Source organism: Streptomyces sp. YJ-C3, assembly GCF_053891275.1.
In genome coordinates this window covers 2,675,280-2,692,967 of the sequence record NZ_CM132685.1, presented here as the reverse complement: position 1 = coordinate 2,692,967, position 17,688 = coordinate 2,675,280, and the positions used below count along the sequence as shown (strand labels likewise).

The following is a 17,688-nucleotide window of genomic DNA, read 5'->3' as shown; positions in this document are numbered from 1 at the left end:
GGACGAGCCTCAACTCCCGGTGCGGGGAGGCCAGTTCCGGATCTTCTTGGTCCGCGGCGGAGCGTACGTCCGCACCTTGGACGTCGTGAGCCCGAGCCGGACCAGCGACTCCGCGACGGTGACGGCCGCGGCGACGCCGTCGACGACCGGGACGCCGGTGCGTTCCTCGACCCGCTCGGCGAGTCCGGCCATGCCGCCGCAGCCGAGGCAGATCACCTCGGCCCGGTCGTCCTCGACGGCGCGTGCGGCCTCTTCGACGATGGCCTCGACGGCGGCGTCCGGGTCGCGTTCGAGGTCGAGGACGGCCATGCCGCTGGCGCGCACGGAGGCACAGCGGTCGGTGAGTCCGGCGAGCTTGAGGCGGTCCTCGATGAGCGGCACGGCCCGGTCGAGGGTGGTGACGACGGAGTAGCGGTGGCCGAGGTACTGGGCGGTGGAGGCGGCGGCCTCGGTGATGTCGACGACCGGTACGTCGAGGATCTCCTGGAGTCCCTCGCGCCCGTGCTCGCCGTATCCGGCCTGGATCACGGCGTCGAACGGCTCCGGGTAGGCGCGCACCGTCTCCATGACGGCGATCGCGGCGAGATAGCTCTCGTAGTTGCCCTCGACGGACTCGGCGCCGAACGCGGGGGTGAGCGCCACGATCTCGGTGCCGGGCGCGGCGACGGCCCGGGCCTGTGCGCCGATGGCGTCGGTCATCGTCCCGGTGGTGTTGACGTTGCAGACGAGTATGCGCATGGCGTGACAGTGCTTTCTGTGCGGAGCCGCGCCCGTCGACTACGGGCGCGGCCAGGGGTGGTGCGGTGTGGCGGTGGTTGGGAGCCGGCCCCTCAGGCGGCGTCGACCGCGATCGCCTCGCCGTCCACGTCGTGGGGCGTCCGGCTGCGGTCGGCGAGGACGGCGTAGAGCACGGCGGCGAGGCCCGCGCCGATGAACCAGGAGAAGCCGGAGATCGACTTGAAGGCGGGCACGAGCGCGACGACGACGGCCACGGCGGCGGCCGGGCCGAAGGCGCCGACGGCCCGCAGGTGGAAGCCGGACCGGTAGTGGTAGTCGGCGTCGGCGGCGTCGGTGTAGAGGGCGGGGACGTTGACGCGGGTCCTGCGCACCAGCCAGTAGTCGGCCATCACGACACCGAAGGCCGGGCCGAGCAGGGCGCCGAGTCCGCCGAGGAAGTAGTTGACGACGGTGGGGCTGTTGTAGAGGTTCCACGGCAGGATGATCAGGCCGATGACGGCGCTGACCAGGCCCGCGCGGCGGAAGTCGAGCTTGCGCGGGAAGAGGTTGACCAGGGCGTAGATGGGGGCGACGAAGTTCGCCAGCAGGTTCACGGCGATGGTCAGGGTGAGGAAGGCGAGCGAGGCGAGCACCATCAGTGGGGTGCTGGGGATGGTGGCCACGATGTCCTCGGGTCCGGCGACGACGTGCCCGTTCAGCTTGAACTGGCCGCCGGACAGCACCACGACGATGCCCGCGAAGAAGAGCATGTTGAGCGGGATGCCCACGAGGTTGCCGACGACGATGGCGCGGCGGCTCTTGGCGGAGCGGGTGAAGTCGCAGAAGTTCAGGACGAACGTGCCGTAGATGACGACCCACAGGGCGGCGCTCTCGAAGATCTGCCGCCAGGCGTCGAGGCCGGTGGGCGCGTTGCCGGTGGAGACGGCGACCGACAGGTCCGTCTTCGTCAGGATCCAGACGGCCAGCGCGCACATCGTGATCAGGATGGCCGGCGCGGCGAACGCCATGTACTTGCGGATCAGTTCCATGCCGTAGCTGACGATGACGACCTGGATCACCCAGAGCGCGAGGAAGGTGATCCAGCCGAGCGTCGACAGACCCAGGATGGAGTTGTGGTCAAGCGAGGCGGCGCCCGGGGCGAGCTTCTTGACGACCGCGCGCAGCACGGACGACGCCAGGTACGTCTGGATGCCGAACCAGGCGATCGCGACCGCTCCGCGCACCGCCGCCGGGATCTGTGCGCCGCGGATACCGAACGCGATCCGGCTCATCACCGGGAACGGGACACCGGTCTTGTGACCCATGTAGCCGGAGAGCGTGAGCAGGCCGAACAGCAGCGCCGAGGCGATGGCGAAGGCGATGAGGATCTGCCAGACGCTCATCCCGAGCGCGAACAGGCCCATGGCGAAGGCGTAGTTGCCCAGGCTGTGCACGTCGTTGCCCCACAGCGTGAACACGTTGTACGCGCCCCAGCGGCGTCCTTCACGGCGGGTCGGGGCGAGGTCCGGACTGTAGAGGCCGGGACTGGTCCCGTCCGGCACCCCGGCCGCGGCTGTGGAGGTCTGTTCGTGCACGGCGACCATGACGCGCTCCTAAGTTTCCACAATGAGGAAGCTTTCTTCCTCTTCGCGGAGTGACGGTACGGACGCACCGAATGGGCGGTCAATAGCCATTCGCGAAGATTGTGGGGACGAAATCTGCGCAACTCGCCCATGGAAACGGGCATTTGGCACACGTCGCCGCGCGGCGGCCCCACACTCCGACACGTTTGGTATACCAATACGGTGTCCGGAGGGCATCCGTCAATGGAACACGTCACTTCAAGGCACTACGCCTGCGCGCCCGGCCTCCACTCCACGGACAGCCAGCCCCGGTGCGGCACGTCCGTCCCGACGGTGAGGGCGCCGCCCTCGGCGACGACCGGTACCCCCAGGGGAGCGGCGAGCGGGGCGAGCAGCGTCGCCGTGGCGTCGGCCGTGCCCGCGGGCAGGGTGATGCGCGGGCGGGCCGGGTCGGCACTGCCGTTGACGAGGTCGAGGCGCGGACCGCGCGCCGTGCGGGCGAGCCGCGGGATCAGATGGGGGCCACCGCTGACCAGCGGGAGCTTCGGCTCCGGGCCCTCCAGGTACCGGACCATGGTGTGCAACAGGCGCTGCCCCTCGTCGTCGTACGGCAGCAGGTGCGGGGCCGTCGCGGCGAGCACGCCGACGCGTCCGCCCAGCGCGTTGGTGTGGACGCAGCGTCCGGCGCCCCAGTGGAGCCCGTCGGGTGTGTGCACGGTGGTCCACACCTCGGTGTCGGCCCGGGGGCGCAGCCGGGCCAGCGCGGGCTGGACGTTGACACTGAGGACGGTGTCGCCGTCGCGCTCGTACGCGTAGGGGCCGGGGGCGGCGCTCCCTTCCCGGCCGACGATCCAGCTGACGCCGACGCCGGTCAGCGCGGCGAAGCCGCGCTCGCCGAGGATGTGGGCGGCGGTGCCGTCCAGCAGGAGGCCGCCCGCGAGCATGCGGTGCAGTTCGGTGTCGTCCACGGCCCAGGCGCTCTGCCCGAACAGGGCGCGGACCGGGGCGTCCTCTGCGGTGACGGGCACGCCGTAGCGCAGCAGGAAGTCGGCGGCCGGGGCGGTGTCGACCGCCAGGTCCGCCAGGTGTCCGGTGCGCCGCGTACGGACATGGGCCGCCGCCTGCGGGAGGACGGGCAGGCCCACGCCGGCGGTGCCGAGTTCCCCGGCGGCGCGGTCGGCCGCCAGGTCGAGCGCCGGACGGGAGCGGCGCAGCAGACCGGCGATGCGCGGGTGCCGTCCGGCGTGGCCGGAGTACGTGGGGTGCAGGTTGAGCAACAGCGCGTCGGCGCCGGAGAGTTGGGCCGTGACGAGCTCGGACCAGGTCTGCGTGTCGGACTTGGACCAGGCGGTGTGGGGCCAGTTCTCGATCTCGGGCTCACTGCGCACGTGCGGCGGGCGCAGGACGCGCTGCTGCTCCAACAGCCAGAAGGAGCGGCTCAGTTGGCGTCCCGGTCCGTCCTCGTACCCGGCGAAGTGCGGGCGCTGCACGGCCTCGCCGGCCACGGCGAGCGCGTCGAACAGCTCCGTCCAGTCCCGGCCCTCCACGCTGTGGGCACCGGGCACCGAGCTCATCAGGCCCAGCCGGGAGCGGCCGCCGGAGTGCTTGTCGACGGCCTCGGCGACGAGGGTCGCGACCTCGGACTGCGCGGTGTGCCAGACCTGTTGAAGGTGCCGGCGCCAGGGATGCGGGGGTCCCGGTGCGGTGACGGCGGCCACGGCCTCGTCGCGGGTGACGGGGGCGCCGACCAGACGGGAGAGGCGCTCCAGCATCAGCGGTTCGAAACCGCCGCCCCAGGTGAGCGGCGCGTGGTTGTGGTAGCGGAAGTCGTCCTCGAGCCACAGCACACGGAAGCCGAGTCCCGCGAACCGCGCGTAGTGGGCGGTGATCCAGGACCGCCAGAGCGGGCAGGCGAAGGAGGCCTGTCCGGCGGCGATGGTGCCGTCGGGGCCGACCATCGGCGCGAAGCCGTGCCGGTCGCGCCGCCCGCGGTCGGCGTGCCCGGTGGTCACCCACGGGTTGAGGCTGACGTCGAGGCCCGCGCCCTTCAGGACGGCGGTGGTCTCGGCCGCGGTGTCGTAGAGCAGGTCCTCGACGACGCCTGCCGGATGTCCGTCGTGGAACTCCTCGGCGGCGAGCAGCAGGACGACCTCGTCGACGCCGGTCTCCCGGCAGAACTCGGCCAGCTCCAGGGCCTGTTGACGGGCGGCGAAACCGGGGCGGATCTGGAACCGCAGGTGGTACCGGGCGGGCACGCGGGATCTCCTTGGGGGATGGCAGGCGGGGCGCCGTCCAAGGACGACGCCCCGCCGCGGTGGGTGTCTCTATCGCCCGGCGGGCGTGAGGGTCAGCGTCTGCTCGGCGGCGGTGCGCGCTCCGCCGACCCGGCTGCCGGTGGTGTCGGTCCAGGCGCGGGTGGGCGTGGTCTCGGCGAGCCGTCCCTTCGTGCCCGACATCCCGAGGACCAGGCCGCTGTACCGGTTGACGAGGCGGAACGTGCCGGTGGCGTGGCCGTCGGTGTCACGGTTCGGGACGACGAACCACTGCCGGCCGACCGCGGGTCCGCCGCCCGACGCCGCGGCGACGGTCAGTCCTGCGCCCCAGGCGCGGCCCGCGTTCCGGGTCGAGTCGACACCGAGCAGCTTTCCGGTCGAGGTGTCGGCGATGCGGTACGAGCCGTCGCCGTTCGCGGTGAAGACCCAGCGGCCGCGGCCGGAACCACCGGCAGAGACAACCGATGTGACGGTGCGTCCGTTCAGCGCGAGAACCCGGCCGTCACCGTTGCCGATCGTGTACCGGGTGCCGGTCGCGACCGGAGCGGCGGGGGCATCGGTGTCGATGGTGGTGCCGTAGTACTCGCCGTCGGCGCCGCCCGAGCACTGGAAGGAGCAGTAGCTGCGGAACGTCTTGCCGACGATGGTCGATCCGGTCCGGTTCACCGGGTCGAGGAACCAGCGGTACCAGGAGCCGGTCTTGTAGGCGCCGGTGTCGCCGAGCAGCCGCCACTTCTGGGTGGCGAGGTCGTCGGTGGCGTAGAAGCGCTGCGGTTCGGTGGAGTCCTGCACGACGGCCTCGGGCTGCCCGATGTACAGGCCCAGGTGGGCGTCGTAGGCGACGTTCATGGTCAGCAGGTCGGACTTGGCGGGCAGGGTCCCGGCCTTCTGCTGCTCGGCGACGCTGCCGGGGTTGTCGGGGTCGTAGTCGTGCGCGACGGCCGTGTACCCGGTGGGGTGGCCGGCGTCGACGGGCTCCATGTTGCTCTCCAGGCCGCCACGTCCGGGCTGCGACCAGGCCCCGTCGTACCACTTCCTCCACGACCCCGGCGCCATCTTCCCGGACATCGGAGCGCGGGCGACATGCGCCCGGCTGCCGTCGGTCCAGCCGCCGGGCACACCGCCCTTCGGGATCACACGCGAGTTGTAGAAGACGTAGAAGTAGCCGGAGGCCGCGTCCACGAACAGACGCGGATCACCGTCGCCGTAGTAGTACGTCTCGTGCGGGAACGCCGCACTGTCACCCCTCTTCGTGCTGTAGGGCGAGGTGAGCACGTGGTCCTTGATGTCCCACGTCCTGCCCCGGTCCTTCGAGACGGCGTAGTCGATCGCGTCGTAGTGCAGGCCGTCGCCGTACGGGCTCGGGGTGAACTCGTTGTGCACGAGCCCGTACCAGTCACCACTGTCCGGATCGACCCACACACCCATCAGGTCGCAGTAGTTCTTCTGCGCATAGTGCGACGTGTCCGGGGCGTACGTGGACTCCCGGCCCGTGGGACTGTTGTTGCAGCGCCACGTGGTGTCGTCGTTACGGTCGTCCGCATTCGCCGGATTCACAGCATCGCTCAACTCGCCGTCACGAGCAGCCGCATCAAAATCCTTGCCGCTGTAGAACGTCCACTCCCGCGGGTCGTCCGCCCCGTACAGGGCGTGCGCGGACTGATAGTGGAACGAGCCGTCCTTGTCGATGAACGTCGCCGCGGGACTGTCGTCAGGGTTCGTCCACGGGCCCTTCTGCCCGATGGTCACCGTGTAGGTGGGGGTGTCCGCGGTGGCCGGACCGGACGCCGCCGCGCCGGCCAGCACGACGGCCACCGCCGCGAGGGCGGTGACGGTCCTTGCTCTGGAACGGGCTGACACAAGTGCTCCTCTCCCGCATGAATTAGTTCGACTACAATCCGAACTAATACGGGGAGCTGTCAAGGTACCCGTCCCACTCATCTCTGAGCCGCCTCACATCCCTTCGCTCGAACCAGGGGCCGGCGTAGGCCACTTCAGCGCACGACGTCGAACACGTTCTTCTGCAGACCGTTGGCGTACGCCTCGTGCTCGACGAGCTTCAGCTGCTGCGTGTCCTTGTCGGCGTCGCTGAACAGCCGCTTGCCCGCACCGAGCAGCAGCGGGAACACCAGCAGGTGGTAGCGGTCGATGAGACCCGCCTCCGAAAGGTTCCGGTTGAGGGTGGCGCTGCCGTGGACGATGATCGGGCCGCCCTCGGTCTCCTTGAGCGCGGCGACCTCGTCGAGCGAGCGCAGGACGGTGGTGGGGCCCCAGCCGTCCACCAGCGCGTCCTCGGTGAGCGTGCTCGACACGACGTACTTCGGCATCGCCTTGTAGTCGGCGAACTCCTCCATCGCGGGCCAGACCGGGCTGAAGGCCTCGTAACTGACGCGGCCCAGCAGCATGGCCGCGGCTTCCTTCTGCTCCCGGCCCTTGATCTCGAAGGCCTCGGGGACGAACTCGATGTCCTTGAAGGTCCACCCCGCGTTGCGGTAACCCGGCTCGCCGCCCGGGGCCTCGACGACGCCGTCGAGCGAGACGAAGGCAGTGCTGATCAACGTACGCATGTCGGATTTCCTCCTGGCAACGAGTGACAACCGCGCGTCGGCGACGGTCACCGACCGGCCTGCCGAACCTACTGAACCGACAGAAGAGACCCGGCGGAACGCGGAAACTCATCGGCGCGCGGCGCGGCCACTCGAACAGGTGGCGTTCAGACTCCTCGGGCGTCGCGGGGACGTGTGCCCATCAGGAGGACGTACACCAGGAGCGAGGTACCGAGCCCGACGGCCCACCCGTAGTCGGCCAGCGGTTTGAGGAAGGGGATGATCCCGTCGAGCGGGAACGGCCCTGCCTTGTTCCCCTCCGCGTCCAGCGTCGAGTACGAACCGCCCACCGCCAGCACGCCGCCGACCGCGAAGGCGACGACGGCCCGCCAGTTCCAGCCGCCCGCGTACCAGTACCGGCCCTCGGCCACGTAGAGATCCGCCAGGTGCAGCACGGTCCGCCGGATGATCCAGTAGTCGGCGATGAGGATGCCCGCCACCGTGCCGAGCAGTCCCCCGACGACGCCCAGCCACGTGAAGATGTACAGCTCCGGCGTGGACGTCAGCTTCCACGGCATCACCAGGACACCCACGATGCCCGTGATGATCGCGCCCGTGCGGAACGTGATGACCTTCGGCGCGAGATTGGCCAGGTCGTAGGCCGGGGACACGACGTTCGCCGCGATGTTCACCGAGATCGTCGCCACGAAGACGGTGAGGAGCGCGAAGAGCAGGCCGAAGACGTTGTCCGTCTTGCTCGCGAGCTCCACCGGGTCCCAGATCGCCGCCCCGTACACCTTCTCCGAACCGGCCGTCACCAGCACCGACATGAGGGCGAAGAGCGTCATGGTGGTCGGCAGGCCGAGCGTCTGGCCCCAGACCTGCGCCCGCTGGCCCTTGCCGAAGCGGGTGAAGTCCGGGATGTTCAGCGACAGGGTGGACCAGAAGCCGATCATGCCCATCAGGCCCGGGAAGAAGACCTTCCAGAAGTCCGGACCCCACCCGACCTTCGACGGCTCGTGCAGCAGCGGTCCGAAGCCGCCCGCCTTGTTCGCGATCCAGACCAGCAGCACCACCGCGCCGACGAGCACGAACGGCGCCGCCCAGTTCTCGAAGCGGCGCAGGGTGTCCATCCCCCGGTAGATGATGGCCAGTTCGAGCACCCAGAAGACGACGAAGCACAGCCACAGCGTCCACGGGTAGCCGCCGACCTTCCCGGCGTCGGCCCAGCCGCCGAAGATCTTGCCCAGGAGCACGAAGATGCCCTGGCCGCCGATCCAGGTCTGGATGCCGAACCAGCAGCAGGCCACGGCCGCGCGCACCATCGCGGGCAGGTTCGCCCCGCGTATCCCGAACGAGGCCCGGGCCAGGACCGGGAAGGGTATGCCGTACTTGGGTCCGGCGTGGCCGGTGAGCAGCATCGGCAGCAGCACGATCACATTGGCCAGGGCGATGGTGAGCACCGCCTGCTTCCAGTCCATGCCGAGCGCGACCAGTCCCGAGGCCAGCGTCCAGGACGGGATGCAGTGGGCCATCCCGATCCACAGCGCCACGAAGTTGTAGGTGGTCCAGCGGCGTTCGGCGAGCGGGACGGGCCGCAGGTCGTCGTTCGCGTAGCGGCTGCCGGCCGGGTAGGCGTCGGCGCCGAGGTCGAGGGCGGGGGCCGGTGGTGGTGCGGTGTCGGTCATGGGCAGTCCGTTCGTGAGAGACCGGCCGGGCCGGCCTACGGGGGACGGGGGAACTGGGCGACCGTGCGGGTGCCGTGAACTGCCGTGCCTGGTACGTGTGTTGCTAAGTCACCGGTCATGCGTTCAGGGCGGGCATGACGTCGCGGCCGTACGCGTCGATGACCTCCTCCTTCGCGTCGTGCATCGCGTACACCGCGAACTGGTCCACGCCGAGCGCCCGCAGCCTGCGCAGCTTTTCGACGTGGGCGGCGGCCGGGCCGATCAGACAGAACCGGTCGACGATCTCGTCCGGGACGAAGGCCGTGTCGGGGTTCCCGGAGCGGCCGTGGTGCGCGTAGTCGTAGCCCTCGCGGGCCTTGATGTACTCCGTCAGCTCGTCGGGGACCATGCCGGAGTGCGCGCCGTACTTGGCCACCAGGTCGGCGACGTGGTTGCCGACCATGCCGCCGAACCAGCGGCACTGCTCGCGCGCGTGGGCGAGCGCCTCGGGCGAGTCGTCCTCGGTGACGTACGCGGGCGCGGCCACGCAGATCCTGACGTCCGACGGGTCACGGCCCGCGGCGACGGCGGCGTCCCGTACCGCCTTCACCATCCATTCGGTGAGGAACGGATCCGCCAGCTGGAGGATGAACCCGTCGGCCTCCTCGCCGGTCATCTTCAGCGCCTTGGGCCCGTACGCGGCCATCCAGACGGGGAGTTCGGCCCCGTCGCGCACCCAGGGGAACCTGATGACGGTCCCACCGAGGTCGGCCTCGTCGCCGCGGCCCAGCGCCCGGATCACCTTCATGGCCTCGCTGATCCGGGCCAGCGTGTTGGGCTTGCGGCCCGCCACACGCATGGCGGAGTCGCCGCGGCCGATCCCGCACACGGTGCGGTTGCCGTACATGTCGTTCAGCGTCGCGAAGGTGGAGGCCGTGACCTCCCAGGTCCGTGTCCCGGGGTTGGTCACCATCGGGCCGACCGTCAGGGTGTCCGTCTCCGCGAGGATGCGGCTGTAGATGACGAACGGCTCCTGCCACAGCACGCACGAGTCGAACGTCCACCCGTACGTGAAACCGCGGCCCTCCGCGCGCTTCATCAGCTCCACGACCCGTGACGCCGGCGGGTCGGTCTGCAGGACGAGTCCGAAATCCATGGTGTGGCCCCTCAGTTCTGTACGTCGCTCAGTTCAGGTACTGACACGTGCCGCGCGGGGTGTACGCGCCGTGCCCGGCGCGTCCGGTGAACTCCCGCTCGGTGATGACGAGTTCGCCGCGCGACAGGACCGTCTCCACACGGCCGGTCAGCCGCTTGCCCTCGTACGCCGAGTAGTCGACGTTCATGTGGTGGGTCTCGGCGCTGATGGTCTGCTCGGCCTGCGGGTCGTAGATGACGATGTCGGCGTCCGCGCCGGGCGCGATGGTGCCCTTCTTCGGGTAGAGGCCGAACATCCGGGCCGGCGTGGCGCAGGCGATCTCGATCCAGCGGCGCCGGGTGATGTGCCCGTCGACGACGGCCTGGTGCAGGAGGTCCATCCGGTTCTCCACGCCCGGCATGCCGTTCGGGATCTTCGAGAAGTCGCCGCGGCCCAGCTCCTTCTGGCCGGTGAAGCAGAACGGGCAGTGGTCCGTGGAGACCACCTGCAGGTCGTTGGTGCGCAGCCCGCGCCAGAGCGCCGCCTGGTGGTCCTTCGGCCGCAGGGGCGTCGAGCACACGTACTTGGCGCCCTCGAAGTCGGGCTCGGCGAGGTTGTCCGTCGACAGGAACAGGTACTGCGGGCAGGTCTCGCCGAACACCGGCAGGCCCTCGTCGCGGGCCCGCGCCAGCTCGGCGACCGCCTCCTGCGCGGAGACGTGCACGACGTACAGCGGCGCCCCGGCGACCTGCGCCAGCTTGATCGCGCGGTGCGTCGCCTCCGATTCGAGCAGCGCCTTCCTGACCTCGCCGTGGTAACGCGGGTCGGTCTCGCCCCGGGCCAGCGCCTGCTCGACCAGGACGTCGATCGCGATGCCGTTCTCGGCGTGCATCATGATCAGGCCGCCGTTCTCGCCGGCCCGCTGCATGGCGCGCAGGATCTGCCCGTCGTCGGAGTAGAAGACGCCCGGGTAGGCCATGAACTGCTTGAAGGAGGTCACGCCCTCCCCCACCAGCAGGTCCATCTCCTTGAGCGTCTCGTCGTGCACGTCGGAGACGATCATGTGGAAGCCGTAGTCGATCGCGCACTGCCCGTCGGCCTTGGCGTGCCAGGCGTCGAGGCCCTCGCGCAGGGAGCGGCCGACGGTCTGGATGGCGAAGTCGACGATCGTCGTGGTGCCGCCCCAGGCCGCGGCGCGGGTCCCGGTCTCGAAGGTGTCGGCGGCGAACGTGCCGCCGAACGGCATCTCCATGTGGGTGTGCGCGTCGACGCCGCCCGGGATGACGTACTTCTGGCTCGCGTCGATGGTGCGCGCGTCCGTCCAGGACGCGGCGGTGTCGCTGCCGCTGGCCGCGAGGGCCACGACGCGGCCGTCCTCGACGAGGACGTCGGCGTGCATCTCGTCGGCGGCGGTGACGACGAGACCGCCGCGGATGACGGTACGGACGGCGCTCATGCTCTCCTCCAGGTACGTACGGGTGCTTCCGGTCTTACGGGCGGGTCAGCGGCTCGTACGCCTGCGGGGCGCGGTCGCGGTAGAACTGCCAGCGGTCGCGGACCTCGCGCAGCTTGGCGAGGTCGAGGTCGCGCACGACGAGTTCGGGGGCCTTGTCGTCGGCGACCTCGCCCACGAACTGCCCCTCGGGGTCGACGAAGTAGGACGTGCCGTAGAAGTCGTTGTCGCCGTAGCTCTCGACGCCGACGCGGTTGATGGCGCCGACGAAGTACTCGTTGGCGACGGCGGCGGCCGGCTGCTCCAGCTGCCACAGGTAGCGGGACAGGCCGCGGCTGGTCGCGGACGGGTTGAAGACGATCTGCGCGCCTTCGAGACCGAGCGCCCGCCAGCCCTCGGGGAAGTGCCGGTCGTAGCAGATGTACACGCCGATCTTCCCGACGGCCGTGTCGAAGACGGGCCAGCCCGAGTTGCCGGGACGGAAGTAGAACTTCTCCCAGAATCCCTGGACCTGGGGGATGTGCGTCTTGCGGTACTTGCCGAGGTAGCTGCCGTCGGCGTCGATCACGGCGGCCGTGTTGTAGAGGACGCCGGGCTGCTCCTCCTCGTACATGGGAAGCACGAGGACGATGCCGTGCTCGCGGGCGAGGTCCTGGAAGCGGCGCACGATCGGGCCGTCGGGGATCGCCTCGGCGTACTCGTAGAACGCGGGGTCCTGGACCTGGCAGAAGTAGGGGCCGTAGAACAGCTCCTGGAAGCAGAGGACTTGGGCGCCCTGCGCGGCGGCGTCACGAACGGCCTGTTCGTGCACCTTGATCATGGATTCCTTGTCGCCGGTCCATGCGGTCTGGAAGATCGCGGCGCGGATCACGGGGCTCATCGGGACCTCCGGCTGAGGGGGGTGCGCGGTGTGCCCACGACGATAGGAATCCCGGCCGCGGTGGCCGAGTTGCACCGTGTCACGTCCCGTGCCGGTCGCCGTTCCACGGTGTCACGTCCCGCGCTGGGCGTCGTGCGCGAGCAGCGCGATGTGCACGGACGCGGCCTGCTCGAAGTCGTCGAGCGCCACGCCGAGCAGCGTCTCGATGGTCTCCAGACGGCGGTAGAGGGCGGGCCGGCTCATGTGGTGGAGGTGGGCGGTACGGGACTTGTTGCGGCCCGTGGCGAGGTAGGTGCGCAGGACGGGGAGCAGCCCGTCGGCGTCCTCGGCGTACAGCAGTGCGTCCAGCTCCCGCCGCGCGAAGGACTGCACGCGCGGGTCGTCGCGGAGCAGCCGCATCAGTCCGCGCAGCCGTACGTCGCCGAGGCGGACCACGGCGGGCAGACCGGGCGGCGCCCCGGCGACGGCCTCGGCGACGTGCAGCGCCTCGCGCAGCCCCTCGGGCACGTCCTCCCACCCGGTGCAGGCGGGCCCGGCCGCGACGACGGCCGGCGTGCCCGTCTCGCCGCGCAGGCGGGACGCGAAGTGCTCGGCGAGCGGTTCGGCGGCCTGGTCGCGGGCGAGGCTGAGCAGCACGGCGGTGGCGTTCTCGGTGAGCTCGGCGACGAGGCCCGGGAGCCCCAGCAGGCGCAGTACGCGGTCGAGTCGGGCGGGGTCGCCGTCGCGGACGACGAGCGGGACGAAGGTGCGGCGGTTCACCGGGAGGCCGGCGGCGCGGGCCCGGGGCAGCAGCTGTCGCGCAGGCACGACGCCGGACATCAGGTCGGCGAGCAGACACTGCGCGGACTGTCCCTCCCAGCTGGTGGCCGAGCCGGACAGCATCCGGTGCAGGACGAGGGCCTCGGCGGCGCGGTCGGCGAGGAGGCGCCCGGACGCGCCGTCACCGCGGTACCCGCACAGGACGACGGAGCCCCAGCGCTCGCCCCGCCCGCCGAGGTCGGCCCGGACCCAGCCCTCGCCGTCGACCTCCCCGGGCTGGCGGGCGATGCGGTCCCAGTCGCGGAGCACGTCGTCGACGGCGGGCCGCTCCCCCGCCGTGACGAGGACGCGGTGCGCGAGGTTCGTGACGACGACGGGGCAGCCGCTGTGCGCGGCGACCTCGTCGAGCAGGTTCTGCAGCGGGGCGCCGGCGGTGATGAGTCCGGTGAGCGCGGTGCGGATGCCCTCGGAGAGGCTGACCGCGGCGAACTTCCGCCGGACGAGCCGGGACTGGACCTCCTCGGTCAGCTCGGCGAAGGGGAACGGCCGGTGCAGCACGACCATCGGCAGCCCGTAGCGCTCCGCGGCGCGCCGCATGTCCCGCGGCGGGGCCGGGAAGGCGCGGCCGAGGCCGAGGACCAGGGCCGCGGCCTCCGCGCGGTGCAGGGACTTGATGTACTCGGTCTGGCTGCGGACGTCGCCCGCGAGCAGCACACCGGTGGTGAGGATCATCTCCCCGCCGCTGAGCATGACGCCCACGTCCGCCGCCTCCGCGACATGGACCCACCGGACGGGGCGGTCGAGGTGGTCCGCCGCGGCGACGACCTCCGGTTCACCGGCGGCGATGCGTTCCAGGGCGAGTATCTGGCGTACGGACAGGGCGTGTTCGGCACCGGTCGCTGTCGGCATGTGGCCGCCTCCTCCGTCAGGACGCCGTCCGCAGCGCCCGCTCCAGGACGGCGGCGCCCTCCTCCGCCTCCGCCACCGTCAGTGACAGCGGAGGGGCGATGCGCAGCACGCTCGTGTCGTGGCCGCCTCCCTTGCCGATGAGGAGGCCGTTCTCGCGGCAGGTCTCCAGGACCGCCGCGGCGGCGTCCGGGGCTGCCTCGTCGGTGCCGGGCCGGACCAGTTCGACGCCGATCATCAGGCCGCGGCCGCGGACCTCCCGGACCCCGGGCAGGCCCGCGGCGATCGCCCGCAGCCGCTCGATGAGCAGGCCGCCGACGCGCCGGGCGTTGCCCTGGAGGTCGTGCTCCAGCAGGTAGGAGAGGTTGGCGAGACCTGCGGCCATGGTGACGGGAGAGCCGCCGAAGGTGGAGATCGAGTTCGCGTCGAGGCAGTTCATGACCTCGGCGCGGGCGACGACGCCGCCGATCGACATGCCGTTGCCGATGCCCTTGGCGAAGGTCAGGATGTCCGGCGGTCCCGACTGTCCGTAAGCCTGCCAGCCCCAGAAGTGGTCGCCGGTGCGGCCCCAGCCGGTCTGCACCTCGTCCGCGATCCACAGGATGCCGTGCTCCTGGAGGACGTCGCGGAAGCGTGCGTACAGGCCGTCCGGCGGGGAGGTGAACCCGCCGACGCCCTGAACCGGTTCGGCGATGAGGGCGGCCACGTCACCACGGGTCTGACCGAGCATGTCCCGCAGGTCCGTGACGCAGGCGTCGGCGAAGTCGGCGTCGGACAGGTGCGCGTACGGGCCCCGGCTCCGGACGCCCCCGTGCACGTACAGGGTCTGCAGCGGGGACAGGCTCGTCGGCGACCAGCCGCGGTTGCCGGTGATGCCGACCGTGGCGAACGAGCGGCCGTGGTAGCTGTTGCGCATGGCCAGGATCTGGTTCGAGCGGCGGTACGAGGTGGCGAGCAGCAGGGCCGCGTCGTTGGCCTCGGTGCCGGACGTGGTGAAGAAGACCCGGGCGTCCGGGATGCCGGACAGCGTCGCGATGCGCTCGGCGAGGTCGATCATCGGGCGGTTCAGGTAGAGCGTCGAGGAGTGGATGATGCGGCCCGCCTGTTCGCTCACCGCCTTGGTCACCTCGGGCAGCGCATGGGCCGTCATCGTGGTGAGGATGCCGCCGAAGAAGTCGAGGTACTTGTTCCCGTCGGCGTCCCAGACGTGGCGGCCCTCGCCGTGGGTGAGTTCGATGGGGTCGGCGTAGTACAGCGCCAGCCAGTCCGGCAGCGCGGCACGGTGGCGGGCACACAGATCGGGTGTCATCACGGCGGCGGTGTCCCTTCGTCGGTCGGCTCGGCTCGGGCGGGTCACGTCACGGCTGGACGAGTCCCTCGTACGCGTCGGGGCGGCGGTCGCGGTAGAACGCCCACTGCTGCCGTACCTCGTCGATGAGGCCGAAGTCCAGGTCGCGGACGAGGAGTTCCTCGGCCTTGTCGCTCGCGGCCTCGCCGACCAGCTGTCCGCGGGGGTCCGCGAAGTACGACGTCCCGTAGAAGTCGTTGTCGCCGTAACTCTCGACGCCGACGCGGTTGATGGCGGCGACGAAGTACTCGTTGGCGACGGCGGCCGCGGGCTGTTCCAGCTGCCACAGGTAGGCCGACAGGCCGCGGCTGGTCGCGGACGGGTTGTAGACGAGCTGCGCCCCGTTCAGTCCCAACTGGCGCCAGCCCTCCGGGAAGTGGCGGTCGTAGCAGATGTAGACGCCGATCCGCCCGACGGCCGTGTCGAAGACCGGCCAGCCCAGGTTCCCCGGCTTGAAGTAGTACTTCTCCCAGAAGCCCTTCACCTGCGGGATGTGGTGCTTGCGGTACTTGCCGAGGTACGAGCCGTCGGCGTCGATCACGGCCGCGGTGTTGAAGTAGAAGCCGGACTGCTCGACCTCGAAGACGGGGACCACGATCACCATGCCGGTCTCGCGGGCGAGTGCGCGCATCCGCGTCACGGTCGGGCCGTCCGGGACGGGCTCGGCCCAGCGGTAGTGCTCGGGCTCCTGGACCTGGCAGAAGTAGGGGGCGTTGAAGACTTCCTGGAAGCCGATGACCTGCGCGCCCTGCCGGGCCGCCTCGCGGGCGTGCTCCTCGTGCTTGGCGATCATCGATTCGGTGTCGCCCGTCCAGGTGGCCTGGACGAGTGCGGCGCGTACGACGGGGGCCATGTGCCGCTCCTTTGCCTGATCCTCTACGCCCGTAGACCGGGTCGTAGAGGGACGAACGTAAGCCCACCCGGGAGGCTTGCCAAGACCATCGTCGTTAACCCGCTGGATCGATCTCGTTTCGCACCCGTGCGGGTGACCCGGCCCGCCGGTGTCAGGCGGCGAGGCCCGCGACGCGCAGCGCGTGCAGCACGTCCCAGTAGCGCTCGTCGGAGACGGCGCGCGCCGCGTCGACGATCAGCGGGACGAGGCGTCCGGGGTCGCTGTGCGCGCTGCGGGCCGCCTCCTCCGGAGTGCGGCCGCGCACGTACGCGTCCAGCAGGGCCCGGGCCGCGCGGTGCCGCCCCGCGGCGTCGAGCCGGCCCGCCGCCTCACCGATCTCGGCGGGCGGCCGTCCGACGCCCTGCCGCAGCACCTGCCGGCCGTCGGCGGTGCGGCCCGCGGCGGCCAGCGCGTCGGCGGCGTCGACGAGGCGGTCCGGGGGCAGGGAGGCGACCTCCCACAACAGGGTGGCCCAGTCGGCGTCGAGGCCCGCGTGGTGCAGTGCGTCGGCGAGCAGCGGCAGGCGCGGGGCGGGCCAGCCCGCGGCGTCGGCGAGCACGATGTGCGCCTCGCCGCTGCGGCCTTCCGCGCGCAGCCGCAGCAGAGTGTCGACCGCCGAGGTCACCTCGCGGGAGGCGACGGGGTCCGCCGGGGCCGGGGCGGCCCGCACCTCCTGCGCGGAGCCTGCGAAACGGGCACCGCGGGGTGTGGCAACTTCCTCGCGCGGGGCGGGTGTTGCCGGGATCGCCTCCTGAGCGGCGGGCTCCTCCTGGATCATGCCGGCGAAGCGGGCGCTGCCTCTCGGGCGGCGTTTGCGCTCCTTGGACGGCTTGGCCGCCGTCGCACGCGCGGCTTCGCCGTCCGGGGTGTCATGGCGCTGCGCCACCGGCGGCCGTGAGCCGTCAGCGGCGGCCGCGGGTCGCGCCGCCTCGCGCGCGCCCAGGAAGGACAGCCTGGACCGGAGTTCGGCGATGCGGGCCGTCGCGCGTTCGTGGTCGTCGCGGACCCAGGCCAGGTCCAGGCGGACCGCCTCCGCCTCCTCCTGCGTGGTGGCCGCGTCAAGACGCCGTCCCAGCTCCCGTCGGCGGTCGGCCGCGTACCGCTGTTCGCGCACCATCACGTCGAGCCGGTCGGTGAGCGCCGCGTGTCCGCCGGGCCCGGCGTCGTGGGCCCGCGCCGACGCGTTCTGCAGGGCGCGCGCCCTGACTCCCTCGCGCTCGGCCCACTGCGCGCCGTACACCGCGGCGAGGTCCTGGAGCAGCGCCTCCACGACGTCCCAGGGCGGCACCTCACGCCCGTCGAGACATGCCTTCATGCCCTCGGGGTCGCGCTGCCAGAAGACACCGCACCAGCCGGCACTCTGGTCGACCCGGGAGACGAGTCCTTGCAGATAGACCGCGAACTCCCGTACTCCATCAGGCAGTTGATCCACGTCCGTCACGCGCCCCGCCGTTCGTCACACCCTGGAGCCGTCCGCTCCGGAAGGAAACACCCGGCAGACAACACCCCTCGTGTTACGGAACTGCTAC

13 protein-coding genes are annotated in these 17,688 nt (G+C 71.1%); all 13 read right to left on the bottom strand.

Annotated elements, in window-relative coordinates:
- Window positions 1-9: 9 nt before the first annotated feature.
- A complete protein-coding gene (locus ACVHNB_RS11865) occupies window positions 10-738 on the bottom strand; it encodes an aspartate/glutamate racemase family protein (protein ID WP_428951405.1) in 729 nt (242 codons plus the stop codon).
- Window positions 739-830: 92 nt separating this feature from the next.
- Window positions 831-2,321, bottom strand: a complete 1,491-nt coding sequence (locus ACVHNB_RS11860) for an NCS1 family nucleobase:cation symporter-1 (RefSeq protein WP_428951406.1) — start codon at window positions 2,319-2,321, stop codon at window positions 831-833.
- Window positions 2,322-2,566: 245 nt separating this feature from the next.
- Window positions 2,567-4,555 carry a hypothetical protein gene (locus ACVHNB_RS11855; RefSeq protein ID WP_456228007.1) on the bottom strand — a complete coding sequence of 663 codons (1,989 nt, stop codon included), beginning with the start codon at window positions 4,553-4,555 and terminating at the stop codon, window positions 2,567-2,569.
- A 69-nt stretch (window positions 4,556-4,624) separates the two neighbouring features.
- Window positions 4,625-6,433: an RICIN domain-containing protein gene (locus tag ACVHNB_RS11850; protein WP_456228006.1), complete on the bottom strand. Its 1,809-nt coding sequence runs from the start codon at window positions 6,431-6,433 to the stop codon at window positions 4,625-4,627.
- Window positions 6,434-6,567: 134 nt separating this feature from the next.
- On the bottom strand, window positions 6,568-7,140 hold the full coding sequence (locus ACVHNB_RS11845; protein ID WP_428951409.1) for a dihydrofolate reductase family protein: 573 nt from the start codon (window positions 7,138-7,140) through the stop codon (window positions 6,568-6,570).
- Between the two features lie 146 nt (window positions 7,141-7,286).
- Window positions 7,287-8,807 carry an NCS1 family nucleobase:cation symporter-1 gene (locus ACVHNB_RS11840; protein WP_428951410.1) on the bottom strand — a complete coding sequence of 507 codons (1,521 nt, stop codon included), beginning with the start codon at window positions 8,805-8,807 and terminating at the stop codon, window positions 7,287-7,289.
- Window positions 8,808-8,922: 115 nt separating this feature from the next.
- A complete protein-coding gene (locus tag ACVHNB_RS11835; RefSeq protein WP_456228005.1) occupies window positions 8,923-9,942 on the bottom strand; it encodes a TIGR03842 family LLM class F420-dependent oxidoreductase in 1,020 nt (339 codons plus the stop codon).
- Window positions 9,943-9,970: 28 nt separating this feature from the next.
- Window positions 9,971-11,377, bottom strand: a complete 1,407-nt coding sequence (gene hydA, locus ACVHNB_RS11830; RefSeq protein WP_456228004.1) for a dihydropyrimidinase — start codon at window positions 11,375-11,377, stop codon at window positions 9,971-9,973.
- 34 nt (window positions 11,378-11,411) lie between these two features.
- The gene (locus ACVHNB_RS11825) at window positions 11,412-12,254 is read right to left on the bottom strand and encodes a nitrilase-related carbon-nitrogen hydrolase (protein ID WP_428951413.1); all 843 of its coding nucleotides are present in this window, start codon (window positions 12,252-12,254) and stop codon (window positions 11,412-11,414) included.
- Window positions 12,255-12,365: 111 nt separating this feature from the next.
- A complete protein-coding gene (locus tag ACVHNB_RS11820; RefSeq protein ID WP_456228003.1) occupies window positions 12,366-13,922 on the bottom strand; it encodes a PucR family transcriptional regulator in 1,557 nt (518 codons plus the stop codon).
- A 16-nt stretch (window positions 13,923-13,938) separates the two neighbouring features.
- Window positions 13,939-15,228 (bottom strand): aspartate aminotransferase family protein, encoded by a 1,290-nt coding sequence (locus ACVHNB_RS11815; RefSeq protein WP_456228868.1) that lies wholly within the window; start codon window positions 15,226-15,228, stop codon window positions 13,939-13,941.
- A gap of 49 nt (window positions 15,229-15,277) precedes the next feature.
- A complete protein-coding gene (locus ACVHNB_RS11810; protein WP_428951415.1) occupies window positions 15,278-16,120 on the bottom strand; it encodes a nitrilase-related carbon-nitrogen hydrolase in 843 nt (280 codons plus the stop codon).
- 151 nt (window positions 16,121-16,271) lie between these two features.
- Window positions 16,272-17,591: a hypothetical protein gene (locus ACVHNB_RS11805; RefSeq protein ID WP_456228867.1), complete on the bottom strand. Its 1,320-nt coding sequence runs from the start codon at window positions 17,589-17,591 to the stop codon at window positions 16,272-16,274.
- Window positions 17,592-17,688: the final 97 nt, after the last annotated feature.

Bases quoted from the DNA above. Each gene is read 5' to 3' on its own strand.
- ACVHNB_RS11865 (WP_428951405.1), bottom strand. From the start codon at position 738: ATGCGCATACTCGTCTGCAACGTCAACACCACCGGGACGATGACCGAC.
- ACVHNB_RS11860 (WP_428951406.1), bottom strand. From the start codon at position 2,321: ATGGTCGCCGTGCACGAACAGACCTCCACAGCCGCGGCCGGGGTGCCG.
- ACVHNB_RS11845 (WP_428951409.1), bottom strand. From the start codon at position 7,140: ATGCGTACGTTGATCAGCACTGCCTTCGTCTCGCTCGACGGCGTCGTC.
- ACVHNB_RS11840 (WP_428951410.1), bottom strand. From the start codon at position 8,807: ATGACCGACACCGCACCACCACCGGCCCCCGCCCTCGACCTCGGCGCC.
- ACVHNB_RS11835 (WP_456228005.1), bottom strand. From the start codon at position 9,942: ATGGATTTCGGACTCGTCCTGCAGACCGACCCGCCGGCGTCACGGGTC.
- hydA (WP_456228004.1), bottom strand. From the start codon at position 11,377: ATGAGCGCCGTCCGTACCGTCATCCGCGGCGGTCTCGTCGTCACCGCC.
- ACVHNB_RS11825 (WP_428951413.1), bottom strand. From the start codon at position 12,254: ATGAGCCCCGTGATCCGCGCCGCGATCTTCCAGACCGCATGGACCGGC.
- ACVHNB_RS11820 (WP_456228003.1), bottom strand. From the start codon at position 13,922: ATGCCGACAGCGACCGGTGCCGAACACGCCCTGTCCGTACGCCAGATA.
- ACVHNB_RS11815 (WP_456228868.1), bottom strand. From the start codon at position 15,228: ATGACACCCGATCTGTGTGCCCGCCACCGTGCCGCGCTGCCGGACTGG.
- ACVHNB_RS11810 (WP_428951415.1), bottom strand. From the start codon at position 16,120: ATGGCCCCCGTCGTACGCGCCGCACTCGTCCAGGCCACCTGGACGGGC.